This is a genomic window from Streptomyces fradiae ATCC 10745 = DSM 40063 (assembly GCF_008704425.1).
GTDB lineage: Bacteria > Actinomycetota > Actinomycetes > Streptomycetales > Streptomycetaceae > Streptomyces > Streptomyces fradiae.
In genome coordinates, this window is sequence record NZ_CP023696.1 from 3164267 (window position 1) to 3179900 (window position 15634).

Consider the following 15634-nt stretch of genomic DNA (forward strand, 5'->3'; position numbering starts at 1 on the left):
CGGGGGGAGACATCGAAGCAACCGGGGGAAACGCATGCATGTTCAGGATTCGCATGGGCCGGCGCGTGCCGCTCAGACCGTCGGCGCGGTGTCCGCGCCGGCCGGGATGGGCGCGGTCGGCACCATGACGGGCGCACCGGCGGGAGCGGGCGGTGCCGGCTCCGGTGCGGCGGGGGCCGCCGTGGCCGGGATGGGAGGCCCCCTGGCCGGGGCTGCTTCCGGTGCGGCCGGGGCCGCGCGGCCGGCGCCGCTGCGCGTCGACGCCCAGCGCAACCTGGAGCACGTTCTGCGGGCGGCGCGCGAGGTGTTCGGCGAGCTGGGGTACGGGGCGCCGATGGAGGACGTGGCGCGCCGGGCGCGCGTCGGTGTGGGCACCGTCTACCGGCGGTTCCCGAGCAAGGACGTGCTGGTCCGGCGAATAGCCCAGGAGGAGACGGCGCGCCTCACCGACCAGGCGCGGGCCGCGCTGGGGCAGGAGGACGAGCCGTGGTCGGCGCTCGCCCGGTTCCTGCGCACGTCCGTGGCGTCCGGCGCCGGGCGGCTGCTGCCGCCGCAGGTGCTGCGGGTCGGTGTGGACGTGGAGGAGGTCCCGGCCGCGGACGACGCGCGGGTGCCCCGCCAGCGCGGTGCGGTCCCTTCGGGCTCGCCGCGAACGGTGGCGCCGCGCGGCGTTCCGGCGGCCGAGCTGGACGGGGCGGGTGTGCCGGAGCTCCTGGACGTGGTGGGCCGGCTGGTCGGGCGCGCCCGGGAGGCCGGTGAGCTGCGCCGGGACGTGACCGTCGGGGACGTCCTGCTGGTCATCGCGACGGCGGCGCCGTCCCTGCCGGACGCGGCGCAACAGAGCGCGGCGTCGGCGCGACTGCTGGACATCCTTCTGGAGGGCCTCCGCTCCCGGCCTTGACGGGGCGGGGCCGGAGGGCGGTGCGGGCGGGGGGCTCGGGGCCCCAGCTCAGGACCCCAGCTCCCGGCTGCGGAGTCCGGGCCCTTGCTTCGGGCCCCTTGCTTCGGGCCCCCTGCTCGGGGCCTCTTGCTGAGGGCCTCTTGATCCGGAGTGCGAGGGGTGGGGTTCGGGGCCCGGGATCTTCGCGACGGGCAGCGCTGCGGGACGGACGGCGCTGCGCGGCGCGGTTCCCTTGAGGGTGTGGCTCTGTCGGGTGCCCCGCTCTCCTGCGCCCGTGGTTCTCCGGGCCGGCGGTTCCGCGGGGCGCGGCGCCTGGATGTGCCCCTCCCGGGCCGGCGGTTCTCTGTCGGGCGCGGGGCCGGGGCGCGGTGCTTTCGGGTACGCGGCTTTGCAGGGTGGGCCTTCATGGGCCCCAGCGCTGTCGGGCGCGGTGCCCGCGCGGGTGCGCCGCACCGTCGGTCGCGCCGCTCTCCGCGACCGGCTGCACCCGCAGACCCGCGCAGGGCGTCCCCTTCCGGGGCTCGCGGTCGGTCCCGCCGGACGTGGGGACGCTGGGCGGGGCCCTGTTGGGCGCCGGCCGTTCCCTGGCGCGAGGTCTCGTCGGAAGGCGGGACGGGGCGCGGGGCCCGCATGGGGTGACGCGCCCGTGTGGGTGACGGGTCCGTGTGGTCGGTGGAGCGTGTGTCGGAGCCCGTGCGAGCGGTGGGCACCTGGCGGGTGGCGGCTCGCGCCCCGTGACGGTGTGTGGGGCCGCTCGGACTGCGCGCTCGGACCGCGGCTGCGGGCTCCACCACGGGCGACGGGACCGCGGCGGAGGCCGGACCGGCGGGGCGGCGCGGTGGCGGGTGGACCGGTCGGCGGCGTCGTGACGGGACAGGTGGGCGCGGTGGCGGTGGGCGCGGGACTGGTGTTCGCGGGGTGACGGGAGTGGGGGTGGCGAGCGTACTGCGGGTGTGTGCCTGAAGGTGTGTCCGTACGGGAGTTGATCCCCGGACGAGTGGTTGACGGACCCTGGGGATACGGCCGTTCGAGGACGCTGTGGGACCCTGGGCCGGTGTTCCGGTCTGAGGTGTGTTTCGGGGGGCGGTCGCGGTGAACGGTGACGGAGGCGACGAGCCGCTCAGCGGCGCCGACGCGGTCGGTGCCGCCGGGGCGGGCCGCACCGGCGGGACGCGCGGTCGGGCCTCCGCTCAGGTCCCGGCCCAGGGCGGGCGGGGCGGGCGGACGATCGGAACCCGTTCGGACGAGTCGGGTGCCGCCGCGCGGCGCGGTCGCACACCGCGGCCCTCGGGGCCGGTGAGTGGGGGTGCCGGGGTGGACGCCGGTGGGGACGGCGGTCGGGACGGCGAGGCACCGCGCGGCGGGTCTGCGGGGGCTGGTCGGGATGCCCGCCCGCCGGGTGCCGGGCCGGGCGGTGCGGTGGCCGGGGCGGGGGCCGGTTCGACCGGGGCCGACACGTCGGGTGCCGGGCCACGGGGGGATTCCGTGGCGGATTCGGTGCTGCCGCCGGCGGTGGAGCTGCCGCCGTCCGACGCCGAGCTGGTGCAGCGGATGCGGGGCGGCGACGACTCCGCGTACGCGGAGCTGTTCCGGCGGCACTCCGCGGCCGTGCTGCGGTACGCGCGCACCTGCTGCCGGGACGACCACACCGCCGACGACCTGACGGCCGAGGTGTTCGCCCGGACCCTGCAGGCGGTGCGGCGCGGGGCCGGGCCCGAGCAGGCCGTGCGGGCGTATCTGCTGACGACCGTCCGGCGTGTCGCCGCGGCCTGGACGAGGACCTCCAGGCGGGAACAGCTCGTCGAGGACTTCGCGGTCTTCGCCGCGGAGGCCGCGGGCGCGGTGGAGCCGGGCCGCGGGGACGCCGTCGAGGTGGGCGCCGACGTGCGGGCCATGCAGGAGGCCGAGCGGTCGCTCGCCCTGCGGGCGTTCCGGTCGCTGCCGGAGCGCTGGCAGGCGGTGCTGTGGCACACGGCCGTCGAGGAGGAGTCGCCGAGCCAGGTCGCGCCGTTGTTCGGGCTGACCGCCAACGCCACGGCCGTACTGGCGAGCCGCGCCCGGGAAGGGCTGAAGCAGGCCTACCTCCAGGCGCACGTCAGCCAGTCCCTGACGGCGGGCGGCGACTGCGCCCGCTACGCCGACCGGCTCGGCGCGTACGCGCGCGGCGGCCTGCGGATGCGGGCCGAGCGGGGGCTGCGCAGGCACCTGGAGGAGTGCGCCAAGTGCCGGCTGGCGGCCGGTGAGCTGGCGCAGGTCAACGCCGGCATCCCGGCGCTGCTGCCGGTGGCCTTCATCGGCTGGTTCGCCACCGGGTTCTCGCTGAAGGCGGCGGGCATCGTCGCGGGGAGTGCGGCGGGTGCGGCGGGCGCGGCCGGTGCGGCTGCCGCGGCGGGCGGCACGGCCGGGGCTGCGGGGGCGGGTGGAGCAGCGGGGGCTTCGGGAGTCTCGGGGGCATCCGGTGGCGCGGCCGGTGGCGCCGCCGCGGAAGGGCTGGGCGCGCCCGCGAAGCTGGGGGCCGCCGCCGCGCTGGCCGCCGCGGCGACCGTCGGACTCGTGTGGGCGCTGGCGGGGGACCCCGGCCCCGTGCCGAAGCCGGTGGCGCCTCCGCCCGTGGCGGCGCAGCCGGTCGTACCGCCTGTCGTCGGGCCTCCGACGCCCGTGCCCCGGCCGGAACCGCCGCGCATGGAGGCCGTGTCCGCGCCGCAGCCCGCCCCGGCGCCGTCCACGGCGCCCAGGCCCGTGCCCTCGCCGGTGCCACCGGCCCCCACATCCCCGCCCTCGACCCCACCCGCGCCCACGCCCGCCCCGACGTCCACTCCGCCGCCGGAGCCCGCCCCCGAACCGCCCCCCGCGCCGACCCCGGCGCCGGACCCCGAGCCCGCGGCGGTCACGTACCAGGTGGGGCGGCTGCCGTACGACCTGACCGGCGACGGCAGCGGGCCCGAGCTGCGGCGCAGCGGGTCGGGCTGGGTGTGGCAGCGGAACGGGCTGTCCATCGGCGGCACGGCGTACGGCCACGGCATCACCGTGCACGCCCGGTCGGCGGTGACGGTCGATCTGAACCGGGAGTGCTCCACGTACCAGGCGGTCGTCGGGGTGGACGACCTGACGATGGGGCTCGGCTCGGTCAGGTTCTCGGTGTGGGCGGACGGGGTCCGGCTCTGGCAGTCTCCTGCGGTCGACGGCGGTGACCCGGCCGTCCCGGTGCGCGTGGGCATCGCCGGGCGGGCGACGATCCGCCTGGTGACGGAGCCGTCCCGGCCGTCCGGCGCCATCGCGCTGGCCGACTGGGCGGACGCTCGGATCAGTTGTGCGGGAGAGTGAGGGAGTCGGGGGCGATGGAGTCGGCACAGGATGTGGCGGTACGGGTGCGGGAGGCCGAGGACCCGCTGTTCGGGGCGGTGACGGTCGAGCTCGACACGGCCGCCGGGATGGTGGAGGTGCGGGGTGACACGGTCCCGCAGATCGTGCTGCGCCGCGCGGTCGGTGTCCGGGAGGTGGACGAGCACATACCCGTCGGCACGCGTGACGGGGCGCTGCTGTCTCTGGCCGTCGATGGCGCGGCCGTGCAGGTGCGGCCCGGGAAGGGGCGGCTGACCAGGCGCTCCTTTCGGGTGGACGTGACGTACGAGGGGATCGTGTACCGGTTGGTGCCGGACTCGCTGGCGGGCAGCCGGTTGCTCCGGGACGGCGATCCGCTCGGGTGGCTCGAGTCGGTCGGCGACGGGGACGTGTCGGCCCGCTGGCGGGACGGGGCCCGCGTACGGGCGGTCGAGGCGGCCATCGGGTACGCCCTCGCCGCCGGGTTCGGCACCGGGGCGCAGCCGATGTGGGCGCTCGCCTTGGAGGCGCTGGGGGATCTGCTGCCCAACTGACCTTGTGGGGGACTTGCTGCGGGTCCCTGGCGTCCGGTGTCCGGTGCCTGCCGCCTTGCCGGCCGGTGGCGGTGCGGGCTCGCGCCGCGGCCCGCGCCGGTCGGGGCGGGGGCCTGGCCGGCCGCGCCGGGGTCTGCGGTGCGGCGGGGAGGGGCCCCTCTGGGGGGAGGGCCCGTCTGGTGGCCTGGACAGCGGTCCGGTGGTGGTGGGGTGGTCAGGAGCGGAGGGTGGGGCGGGAGGGCACGCCCGCGGCCACCGCGCGGCGGCGGGGCGCGGCCGTGCCGGTCCAGCAGGTGCCGCGGCGGGCCAGCAGGCGGTGCAGCCACAGCTCCGTCGAGACCAGGTCCGCGATGCCGTCCAGCGGCACGGGCTCGCCGTCCGCGGCGGCGCGCAGGGCGGTGCGGACGACCCGCGCCTCGACCAACCCGGCGTCCGCCAGGAGCGGCGCCTCGAACAGTCGCAGGAGCTGCGGCAGCGCGACCCGCAGCCCCGCCCGGACGGCCGCCTGCGAGGGGACGTGGGTGGTGGCGCCCCAGCCGGGCGGCAGGTCGTGGACGCCGCTGCCGGAGAGGACGGCCCGCAGGATGTCGGCCCGGGCGCCGGGCCGTACCCGCAGCGATTCGGGGAGGTCCCGGCAGGCCCGTACGACCTGGTTGTCGAAGAACGGGGCGTGCAGGCGCTGGCTGCGCACCTCCGCCGCCTGTTCGAGGACGCGGTGGTCGGCGGCGTACCGGGCGAGGGCGGCGCGGGCGCGGGCCTCGCCGGGGCGCTGGACCGAGGTGGGGCGGGTGGCGGCCTGGTGGAGGCGAACCGATACTTCCGCGAGTGCCTCCCCGGTCAGCCAGCGGGCCGCGGGGCCGGGGCGCGACCAGGCGAGGGCGGCGAGGGAGGCGTCGAGGGGGCCGGGCGCCCCGGTCCCGGTGGCGAGGGCGCGGTTGGCTTCGAGGAGGCGGCCGGCGGCGGCTTCGAGCCCGGCGCGGTAGGGGGTGCGGGCCAGGCGCCGGGCGGCCCGGTAGACGGTGATCGGGACGAGGAGCGAACCGGCCGTCGTCCCCGTCGCGCGGGCCAGGGCGGTCACGGGCCGCAGCAGGTGGCGGCGCCGGCGGTCCATCAGCAGGTCGGCGAGACGGGCCGGGTGGGCGTCGAGGACCTGGCGGGCGCCGTGGCCGGTGAAGTGGTCGGCGCTGCCCGCGGCGAGGCGGCGGCGGTGGCGGGCGGCGGTGACGAGTGCGGGGCCCGGTTCGTCGGTGAGGGGCACGTCCAGGTCGGCGTACGGAAGGGCCTCCTCGGCCGCCGCGACGACGACGTGGTGGAGGCGGGGGTCCTCGGCGAGGGCGCGGGCGCGCTCCAGCTCGGCGGTGTGGGCGGGTTCGCGGGCGCTCGCGGTGAGGTCGTTGAAGGTGACGGCGAGGAGGCGCTCGCCGGCGTTGGCGCCGCCGTGCCCGGTGATCGTGCCGGGTACGCCGGGCAGGCCCGCGGCGAGGAGGGCGAGGGTGCTGGAGGCGCCGCCACCGGAAAGGTCGGCACCGATGCCGGGCGCGGGGGCCTCGCCGCGGGCGGCGCGCCGGTCGGCGGGTCCCATGCCGGGCACGGGACCCGGGTCGGACGGGGCGCCGGCCGGTGCGTGGCGGGGGGCGGTGAGGCGGGCGCGTACGGCTTCGACCAGGGCGTCGCGGACTCCCTCCACGGCGCGGTCCGGGTCGAGTTGGGGCGCGGCGACGGCGAGGGAGGCGACGGTCTCGTACCCGGTGATCTCGCGGGAGCCCTCGCGCAGCACCAGGGCGTGGCCGGGCGGGACGCGCTTGACGCCGGCGTACGGGGTGGAGTCGCGCAGCGCCTCGGGGGTCTCGGGGCAGGCGAGCAGCGCGGCGAGGTGCCCGATGTCGAGCTGGGCCTCGATGAGGTCGGCGAGGGGCAGCGCGGCGGTCGCGTACGCGGTGCCGTTCGCCCAGGGGGTGTGGAAGACGGGGCGGGCGCCCGCGAGGTCGGAGGTGACGGTGATGCGGCGGCCGGTCTGCACGACGGCCGTGTAGCTGCCCGGCCAGGCGGTGAGATGGCGGAGCGCGCCGCCGCGCGCGGCGAACAGGCCGACCTTCAGCTCGTCGTCGGACGCGGCGCAGCAGCCCAGCACGGCGAGGCGGACGTCGGGCGCGACGCTGACGACCCGCACCTCGTCGGGGCGCCAGTCGCCGACCGCCCACAGGGGGTCCGGGTCGGCCCACAGGAGCTGACCGCCGACCGGCTGCATCGAGCCGCCGTCGTCGGCGGGGCCGACCGCTCCGACCGTCCCGAAGCTCGCGGCGATACTGCTCCACCCCACCAGCCAGCGCATCGCCGCCTCCACAGCCTGTGGACGTCTCCAGCCACTCGCGGCCCGCCCGGCGCGCGCCGCCGGAGGCGGCTGGTGCGACAGGGGTGCCGACGGAGACATGCTGCCACGACAAGGCGGGCAGGCGGTGCCGTCCGGGCGGCGCGTACGCGAACGGGCACGCGCCCCTGGCACTTGGCGATGTGGTGACGGTGTGAGGGTGCCGCGTCCGGCGTGGCCGACCGGCTGCCCGGCGCCGGAGGCGACCCGGTCCGGCACGGACGGCGAACGGTGCCCCGCCGGGCACGAGCCGCGCGTGGGCCGGACGCGCGCCGCGCGTCGCCGCGGAACCGGTCAGCTCCTTCGCGACGGATTCCGAACGCTCGCCTCCCGTACGGGTCCTGAGGGTTCGGCCGGCCTCTCCATGGGCATCATTCAGCCAATCTCCGAGCCCCACCCAACCGCATCGTCTGTCGAAGACTCCGTTCTCGACCGTGTTCCTCGCGCGCGGTCCGGAGGGCGCTCCTCGCCCTCCGGACCGGTCCGCCGCCCGCGGGGAATGAGGCGACGGTGTCCCCCAGCCCGCTGATTCCCGCCGGCGGGCCGACCCACGCGGGACCATGGAAGCGCTTCCCGCGCGGCACCGGCCAGAGCGCACGCACGGGCGCACGGCCACACGGCGGGAGCGCGGCGGCACGGCGCCGGGCGCACGCCAATCTCCCGTACGCACAACAATCCCGCCATAGGGAACTCCACCCCTTAACGGTGGGGATGTGGCGAACTACGCTGGGTTTACGAATGCCGCGCGCCTATGCCTGGCAGCGCGGCGGCCGTCTGGGTGTCGAGGGGTGGCGCATGTCCAGGGAGCTACGCGGACCGAACGAGAAGCTCGGCACCGTTCTCGCCCTCGCCGGGATCAGCAACGCCGGCCTGGCCCGCCGCGTCAACGACCTCGGGGCGCAACGGGGCCTGACGCTGCGCTACGACAAGACGTCGGTGGCCCGCTGGGTGTCGAAGGGCATGATCCCGCAGGGCGCCGCGCCCCATCTCATCGCCGCCGCGATCGGCCAGAAGCTGGGCAGGCCCGTGCCGCTGCACGAGATCGGCCTCGCCGACGCGGACCCGGCGCCCGAGGTCGGGCTGGCGTTCCCGCGCGACGTGGGCGAGGCGGTCAAGTCGGCGACGGAGCTGTACCGGCTGGACCTCGCCGGGCGGCGGGCGGGTGCGGGCGGCATATGGCAGTCGCTGGCCGGCTCCTTCGCGGTGAGCGCGTACGCGGTGCCCGCCTCGCGGTGGCTGATCACACCGGCTGACCCGTCGGTGGAGCGGCGCGTCCCGCGCGCGGAGGGCGGCGAGGCGGGGGCGGCCGGGTCCCCTGGGGGTGGGTCCCCTGCGGCGGGGTCCCCTGCGGGCGCGACAGCTGCGGGTGGCGGCGCCGGGTCGGGTGCCGGAGCCGGGGCTCGCACGGGTGAGCCGGGGGCCGGGGCGGGCGGCGGTCCGGTGGGCGCGGTCCGCCCGGCGGTGGTGCCCGTCCTGTCGGTCGAGGAGCCCCCGCTGGAGGGCGCCCACGCGCGCGTGGGCCACAGCGACGTGGCGAAGCTGCGCGAGGCCGCCGAGGACGCCCGCCGCTGGGACTCCAAGTACGGCGGCGGGGACTGGCGCTCGTCGATGGTGCCCGAGTGCCTGCGCGTGGACGCCGCGCCGCTGCTGCTCGGCTCGTACTCGGACGAGGTCGGCAGGGCCCTGTTCGGCGCCACCGCGGAGCTGACCCGGCTGGCCGGGTGGATGGCCTTCGACACGGGCCAGCAGGAGGCCGCCCAGCGCTACTACATCCAGGCGCTGCGCCTCGCGCGCGCGGCGGCCGACGTACCGCTCGGCGGGTACGTGCTGGCGTCGATGTCCCTCCAGGCCACGTACCGGGGCTTCGCCGACGAGGGCGTCGACCTGGCGCAGGCGGCCGTGGAGCGCAACCGGGGCCTCGCCACGGCCCGCACCATGTCCTTCTTCCGCCTCGTGGAGGCCCGCGCCCACGCGAAGGCCGGGGACGCCGCGGCGGCCGGGGCCGCCCTCAAGGCCGCCGAGGGGTGGCTGGAGCGCTCGCGCGACGGCGACGCCGACCCCTCGTGGCTGGGCTTCTACTCGTACGACCGGTTCGCCGCCGACGCCGCCGAGTGCTACCGCGACCTGAAGGCGCCGCGTCAGGTCCGCCGGTTCACCGAGCAGGCGCTGTCCCGCCCGACGGAGGAGTACGTGCGGTCGCACGGGCTGCGGCTGGTCGTCAGCGCCGTCGCCGAACTCGAGTCGGGCAACCTCGACGCCGCCTGCGCGGCCGGCACGCGCGCGGTGGAGGTGGCCGGGCGCATCTCGTCGGCGCGCACGACGGAGTACGTACGGGACCTCCTGCACCGCCTGGAGCCGTACGGCGACGAGCCGCGCGTCGCCGAGCTGCGCGAGCGGGCCCGGCCACTGCTGACGGCCCCGGCGTAGCCGCACGGGCGGGTCGCGGGCCGGGCGCGGGCCGGGCGCCGCGGGGCGGACCCGGGGCGGGCGCGTGCGCGGCGCGCGGCACACGCGTCGTGACGCGCCGGGCTCCGCGCGATCCGTCGGCCCCGTCGGGCGCACCGCGTACTCCGCACGGCGCGGCGGAGTAGTACGCCGGCGGGGTGGCGGGCGCTTGTCACCCGGCGTGATCCATCTCCCACCGCCGGACAGCCCTGGTTTAACGGCGTTGTCAGCGGGCCAGTGCACTATCGGGGTGGGAGGTGGCACAGGTGTCCGGGTTCGGCGGCGGCATGTTCGACTGCGACGTCCTGGTGGTGGGCGGCGGGATCATCGGGCTGTCGACGGCGTACGCGCTGTCGCGGGCCGCGCCCGGCACGCGCGTGGTGGTCCTGGAGAAGGAGGGCGGCCCCGCCCGCCACCAGACGGGGCGCAACAGCGGCGTCATCCACAGCGGCATCTACTACCGCCCCGGCTCGCTCAAGGCGCGGTTCGCGGTGCGGGGCGCCGCCGAGATGGTGAAGTTCTGCGCCGAGTACGGGCTGCCGCACCGCGTCACCGGCAAGCTGATCGTCGCCACCGACCGCGCCGAGCTGCCCCGGCTGCACGCCCTGGTGCAGCGCGGCCGGGAGAACGGCATCCCGGTCCGGGAGCTGGGCCCGGCGCAGATCAGCGCGTACGAGCCGGAGGTGCGGGGCATCGCGGCGATCCACGTCGGCACCACCGGGATCTGCGACTACGGCGCGGTGGCGGAGCGCCTCGCCGACGCCTCCGGCGCCGAGGTGCGGTACGGGGCGCGGGTCACCGCCGTCGACCGGCGCCCCTGGGGCGTGGCGGCCCGCACGGCGGACGGCCGGGTCGTCCGCGCGCGGGCGCTGGTGAACTGCGCCGGACTGCACTGCGACGAAGTGGCGCGGCTCGCGGGGGACGACCCGGGCATGCGGATCGTCCCGTTCCGGGGCGAGTACTACGAGCTGGGCAGGCCTGAGCTGGTGCGGGGCCTGGTGTATCCGGTACCGGACCCGGCGTTCCCGTTCCTGGGGGTGCACCTGACGCGGGGGGTCGACGGCGGCGTCCACGTCGGGCCGAACGCGGTGCCCGCCCTGGCCCGCGAGGGGTACGGGCGTCTGGACGTGCGCCCCCGCGAGCTGGCCGGGACGCTGGCCTGGCCGGGCGCGTGGGCGATAGCGCGGCGGCACTGGCGGTACGGGGCGGGCGAGCTGCACCGGTCGCTGTCGAAGCCGGCGTTCACGCAGGCCGTGCGGCGCCTGCTGCCGCAGGTCACGGCCGAGGACCTGCGGCCCGCCCCGGCCGGGGTGCGGGCCCAGGCGGTGCTGTGGGACGGCACGCTGGTGGACGACTTCCTGATCAGGGAGGCACCGCGCACGGTCCATGTGCTGAACGCCCCCTCCCCCGCCGCGACGGCGTCCCTGCCCATCGGGCGGGAGGTGGCGCGGCGGGTCCTGGCGCGTCTGGCCGCTTAGGGGGCCGGTTGGGCGGAGCCGGGCGAGGGCGGTGCCGGGGCCGGGCGGGGTGCGGCCGAAGGCCGGTGCGGGGCGGGGGCGGCCGTGGGGACGTCGTGGGCCGGTCGGGTACGCCCGGCGGGTTCGTAGAATCGAAGGCACTGTGTCCGAGAAGACCGCGTCGAGCACGCCCCCCACGCCCCCCGCCCCCGAGAGCCGCGTCCCGGCCGCCGACCGCCCCGGGGACGCGACTGCCGGGCGCCCGAGCCACGCCGCCGACCGCCCCGGCGCGGCCGCCGCGCGCCCGAGCCAGGCCGCCGAGGTGCCCGGCGCCCGGCGCGGGAGCCGGATGTTCGCGGACGGGACCGGCCCGTCCCCCGACCCGGCCGGGTCGCACTTCGAGCGCCGCATCCGCAGCTTCCAGCCGCGCCGCAGCCGCGTCACCACCGGGCAGGCCGACGCGCTGCGCCGCCTGTGGCCGCAGTGGGGCCTGGACATCGACGGGCAGCGCGTCCTCGACCTGGACGCGATGCTCGGCGGCCTGCCCGTCGTCCTGGAGATCGGCTTCGGCATGGGCGAGGCGACCGCGCGGATGGCCGCCGCCGACCCGTCGACCGGCATCCTCGCCGTCGACGTCCACACCCCGGGCCAGGGCAATCTGCTGGCTCTCGCCGAGCGCGGCGGCCTGACCAACGTACGCGTGGCGAACGGCGACGCGATCATCCTGCTCCGCGAGATGCTCCCGCCCGCCGCGCTCGCCGGGGTCCGCGTCTACTTCCCGGACCCGTGGCCGAAGAAGCGCCACCACAAGCGGCGGCTGATCCAGCCGGAGTTCCTGAGCCTCGTCGCGCCCCGCATGAGGCCCGGCGCGGTACTGCACTGCGCCACGGACTGGGAGCCGTACGCCGAGCAGATGCTTCAGGTGCTGACGGCGCACCCGGACTTCGTGAACACGGCACCCGATGGCGGATACGCGCCACGGCCCGGCTTCCGGCCGCTCACCCGGTTCGAGGGGCAGGGCCTGGAGAAGGGCCACGTCGTCCACGACCTGCTGTTCGCCCGCGCGTAACGCCTCGGGCCCGGTTGTCCACAGGCTCCGGCCGACTGTCCACAAGCCGCTCGCGCGCTGTCGGTGCGGCCGTCTAGGGTCGATCGGGTGTCAGATACGCACCCGCGCCCCTTCGACCCGCAGCCGGCCGCGTCACCCGCGCCGGCGGCGTCGGCCGCGCCGGCCGGCCCCGGCCAGCCGGCCATCCCGGCGTACGACCCGCGGCCGTCGTTCGACGCCGTGCCGGACCGGGCCCGCTGGCGGTACAAGCCGCGCGGCCGGTTCTGGCGCAGCAGGGTGGTGCGGCTGTCGGCGGTCAGCCTGGTGCTGGCGCTGTGCGCCCTGGTGATCCTGGCGCTGGTGCGGGAGCAGACGGGCACGGCGGGTTTCCTCGTGGGCCTCGGCCTGGCGCTGCTGCCCGTGCCGCTGCTGATGGCGGCCTTCCGCTGGCTGGACCGGGTGGAGCCGGGACCGTGGAAGAACGTGCTGTTCGCCTTCTCCTGGGGGGCGTTCGCGGCGGCGCTCGTCGCGATCATCGCCAACACCTTCGCCACCCGCTGGATAGCCACGGCGACGGCCGATCCCACGGCCGCGGACACCCTCGGCGCGACCGTCGTCGCCCCCGTGGTGGAGGAGAGCGCGAAGGCCGTCGCGATACTGCTGATCTTCCTGTTCCGCAGACGGGACTTCACGGGACTCGTGGACGGGGTGGTCGTCGCCGGGTTCACGGCGACGGGCTTCGCGTTCACCGAGAACATCCTGTACCTGGGCAGCGCCTTCGGCGAGGACCAGGAGTTCGGTACGGCCGGCCTCCAGTCGGTGACCGCGGCGACGTTCTTCGTGCGGATCGTCATGTCGCCCTTCGCGCACCCGCTGTTCACCGTGCTGACGGGCATCGGGTTCGGGATCGCCGCGATGACGGCGCGCCGCCGCCGGTTCGTGCGGACGCTGCTGCCGCTGCTGGGACTGGCGCTGGCGATGGGCGTGCACGCGCTGTGGAACGGCTCGACGACGTTCGGGCCGTGGGGGTTCATCGTCGTGTACGGGGCGTTCATGCTGCCCGCGCTGGGGCTGCTGACGTGGCTGGCGATATGGACCCGCCAGCGGGAGCTGCGGACGATAGCCGGCGAGCTCCCCGCGTACGCGGCGGCCGGCTGGCTGACGGCCGACGAACCGTCGGCGCTGTCGTCCATGCGGGCGCGGAGCCTGGCGCGGTCGTACGCCGCGCGGACGCACGGCCCGGCCGCGGCGCGGTCGGTGGGCGAGTACGAGGCGTTCGCCACGTCCCTGGCGTTCCTGCGGCACCGGGCGCGGCGGGGGGTGACGGATCTGTCGTTCACGGCCCGCGAGCAGGAGCTGCTGCACCACCTGTGGCAGCGCAAGGCGGTGGCCGCGCCGGCTCTGACGTACGCCGCGCGGGCGACGGGGCGCGTCCGTACGCCGCCGCCCCACCGCGACTACGCGGGCTACAACCCGTACCGCCACTGAGGCGCGGCGGGCGGAGGCCGGGAACCGCCCGCGGGCTCGGGCCGGGCCCGCGCACAGGGCGGCCTGAGCCGCCGGGGGCGGAAAGGCCGGCAGCCCTGGCGTCGGGGGGTGTGCCGCCAGGGCTGCCGGGGTACTCGGGGTGCGCGGAGCGAACAGGCCGGACCTCGCGGAGCGGGCCGCGAGCCACGAGCCACGAGCCACGAGCCACGAGGATCAGACCATGCGGATCAGATCATGCGGGTCGGGACACGCGCCCCGGAGGGCGGCGGTCGGGAGCGCCGTCGTCACGCCGAGGCGGCCGGATCGTGGCCGTCAGACGGTGAGGCCCTTGCCGCGCAGCCAGGCCAGCGGGTCGACACCGGCGCCGGAGGCGGTGTGGACCTCCAGGTGAAGGTGCGGGCCCGTGACGTTGCCGGTGGCGCCGACGCGGCCGATCGTGTCGCCCGTGCCGACCTTCTGACCGGCGCTGACGGTCATGGAGGACAGGTGGCAGTACCAGACCTCGGTCCCGTCCGAGAGCTCGAGCACGATGCGGTACCCGTACGCGCCGGAGTACCCGGCCGACTTGATCGTGCCGCTGTGGACCGCGTTCACCGGGGTGCCCGTGGGCGCGGCGAGGTCCAGGCCCGTGTGGTAGCCGGAGGACCACATGGAGCCGGACTGGCCGTACGTCGAGGTGATCGTGTACGAGGAGGTCGGCAGGGCGTAGCTGGCGGCGAGCTTCGCCAGGCGCTCCTTCTCGGCCTCGGCCGCCTTGGCGGCGGCTTCCGCCTCGGCCCGCTGGCGCTCCGCCTCGGCGGCCTTCGCGGCGGCCTCGGCGCTGGCCTGCTGGGCCGCGGCCTCCTGGGCGGCCTTCTCGGCGGCAGCCTTCTCCGCGGCGGCCTGCGCCTCGGCCTCGGCGGACGCCTGCTGCAGCTCGGCCTGCTGGAGGATGCGCGCGCGCAGCGCCTCACCGGCGGCGGCCGCCGCGCCCCGCGCCTCGGCGGGGGCCTGCTCGGCGGAGAGGGTCAGCGCGGCCAGGTTGGCGGGGGCGGCCTCGGCCGGCGCGTCCGGCTCGTCCGCGTCGTCGGCGAGGAGCGCGCCGACGCCGGGCAGCGAGGAGGCGTCCGGGAGGTTGACGTCCGGGAGGGATATCGCCACGCGCGGCTTGTCCTGCGCGGTGGCCATGCCGCCCGCGCCGACGGCGGCGATGACGCCGACCCCGAGGACGGTGGAGCTGCGGGCGAGGCCGCCGCGCTGCTTGGCGACGCGGTGCCGGCCCCGGACGGGGCGGACGGTGTCCTCGGTGGGGTTCCACGCGACGCCCGCCGGGGGCGCGCCCGCGTCCGGGACGCCGGGGGCGGTGGTGTGGCCGGTCGGGTCGTACGAGCCGAAGGGGACTTCGGGGGCAGGCCTGTTGGACGCCACGGGGGCGTACTCCTTTCCTTCCTTCTCCGCCTACCGGGTTAGCTGACGGGTTCGGAGCAGGAAGGTCTCCTACGGGCCGTTCAGAGCCCGATTCACCCCAAGTGTGTGGTTCCCCGGTTCCCTTGCGGGATTCGGCGCATGCGCACGGTGCCGCCTCTTGCGACGACTGGTACGACCGCGCTGCGTTATCGAACGTTAATAGAAGCGGGGCCCCGATTCCAAGCTGTCGCCGTGGATGCCTCGCACGGCTCACGCCGAACCAAGGCCCCATACAAGGACATTGCACGGCGAACTGACCGCCAATCAGGCCGGCGGAGGCCCGCAGTCCCATAATCGAGTTTCTGACTGTCTGTCAACTGCTCTCGCTGTGCGCTCCGCGGGTCACGCTGCGTACGGGCGCCCTCGCCGCCGCCGTGCGGGCCGGCTCCAGCAGGACGGGCCGACGGATCGACGGACCGATACGCGGGAACGCCGAAGGCCCGGTGCTTTGCGCACCGGGCCTTCGGTTTCAGTAGCGGGGACAGGATTTGAACCTGCGACCTCTGGGTTATGAGCCCAGCGAGCTACCGAGCTGCTCCACCCCGCGTCGGTGAACACAACCTTACGCCATCCCGGAGGGTCTCTCGACCACTTTCCCGGCCCGCC

9 protein-coding genes, 1 tRNA gene and 1 riboswitch are annotated in these 15634 nt (G+C 76.8%); of the genes, 7 read left to right on the forward strand and 3 right to left on the reverse strand.

All coding sequences use genetic code 11. The features are described 5' to 3' along the window. Positions 1-34 precede the first annotated feature (34 nt). The 3 genes from CP974_RS13995 to CP974_RS14005 all read left to right on the forward strand — a co-directional run bounded on the left by CP974_RS13995 (position 35) and on the right by CP974_RS14005 (position 4776). On the forward strand, positions 35-901 hold the full coding sequence (locus CP974_RS13995) for a TetR/AcrR family transcriptional regulator (protein WP_373276770.1): 867 nt from the start codon (positions 35-37) through the stop codon (positions 899-901). A 1092-nt stretch (positions 902-1993) separates the two neighbouring features. Beyond that, positions 1994-4225 carry a sigma-70 family RNA polymerase sigma factor gene (locus tag CP974_RS14000; RefSeq protein ID WP_373276771.1) on the forward strand — a complete coding sequence of 744 codons (2232 nt, stop codon included), beginning with the start codon at positions 1994-1996 and terminating at the stop codon, positions 4223-4225. Between the two features lie 14 nt (positions 4226-4239). Further along, positions 4240-4776 carry a hypothetical protein gene (locus tag CP974_RS14005; protein ID WP_051839692.1) on the forward strand — a complete coding sequence of 179 codons (537 nt, stop codon included), beginning with the start codon at positions 4240-4242 and terminating at the stop codon, positions 4774-4776. Positions 4777-4990: 214 nt separating this feature from the next. On the opposite strand, the gene CP974_RS14010 is transcribed toward CP974_RS14005, so the two are convergent. Continuing rightward, complete coding sequence (locus tag CP974_RS14010) at positions 4991-7108, reverse strand: asparagine synthase-related protein (protein WP_031133810.1); 2118 nt, start codon at positions 7106-7108, stop codon at positions 4991-4993. Positions 7109-7939: 831 nt separating this feature from the next. On the opposite strand from CP974_RS14010, the gene CP974_RS14015 reads away from it, so the two are divergent. The 4 genes from CP974_RS14015 (at position 7940) to CP974_RS14030 (ending at position 13582) form a co-directional block, all read left to right on the forward strand. Beyond that, the gene (locus CP974_RS14015; RefSeq protein WP_031133812.1) at positions 7940-9571 is read left to right on the forward strand and encodes an NsdA family TPR-like regulatory protein; all 1632 of its coding nucleotides are present in this window, start codon (positions 7940-7942) and stop codon (positions 9569-9571) included. Positions 9572-9876: 305 nt separating this feature from the next. After that, complete coding sequence (lhgD, locus tag CP974_RS14020) at positions 9877-11067, forward strand: L-2-hydroxyglutarate dehydrogenase (RefSeq protein WP_031133814.1); 1191 nt, start codon at positions 9877-9879, stop codon at positions 11065-11067. A gap of 142 nt (positions 11068-11209) precedes the next feature. Continuing rightward, the gene (gene trmB / locus CP974_RS14025) at positions 11210-12115 is read left to right on the forward strand and encodes a tRNA (guanosine(46)-N7)-methyltransferase TrmB (RefSeq protein ID WP_031133816.1); all 906 of its coding nucleotides are present in this window, start codon (positions 11210-11212) and stop codon (positions 12113-12115) included. Positions 12116-12298: 183 nt separating this feature from the next. Beyond that, entirely contained in the window at positions 12299-13582 is a 1284-nt protein-coding gene (locus CP974_RS14030) for a PrsW family intramembrane metalloprotease (RefSeq protein WP_051839694.1), read from the forward strand. 312 nt (positions 13583-13894) lie between these two features. Here the strand turns inward: CP974_RS14030 and CP974_RS14035 are convergent, their stop codons facing one another. Both CP974_RS14035 and CP974_RS14040 read right to left on the reverse strand, forming a co-directional pair. After that, positions 13895-14989, reverse strand: coding sequence for a M23 family metallopeptidase (locus tag CP974_RS14035; RefSeq protein ID WP_031133820.1), 1095 nt, complete (start codon positions 14987-14989; stop codon positions 13895-13897). A gap of 12 nt (positions 14990-15001) precedes the next feature. Beyond that, positions 15002-15136, reverse strand: a riboswitch (cyclic di-AMP (ydaO/yuaA leader). A gap of 365 nt (positions 15137-15501) precedes the next feature. Then, positions 15502-15575, reverse strand: a tRNA-Met gene (locus CP974_RS14040). Positions 15576-15634 lie beyond the last annotated feature (59 nt).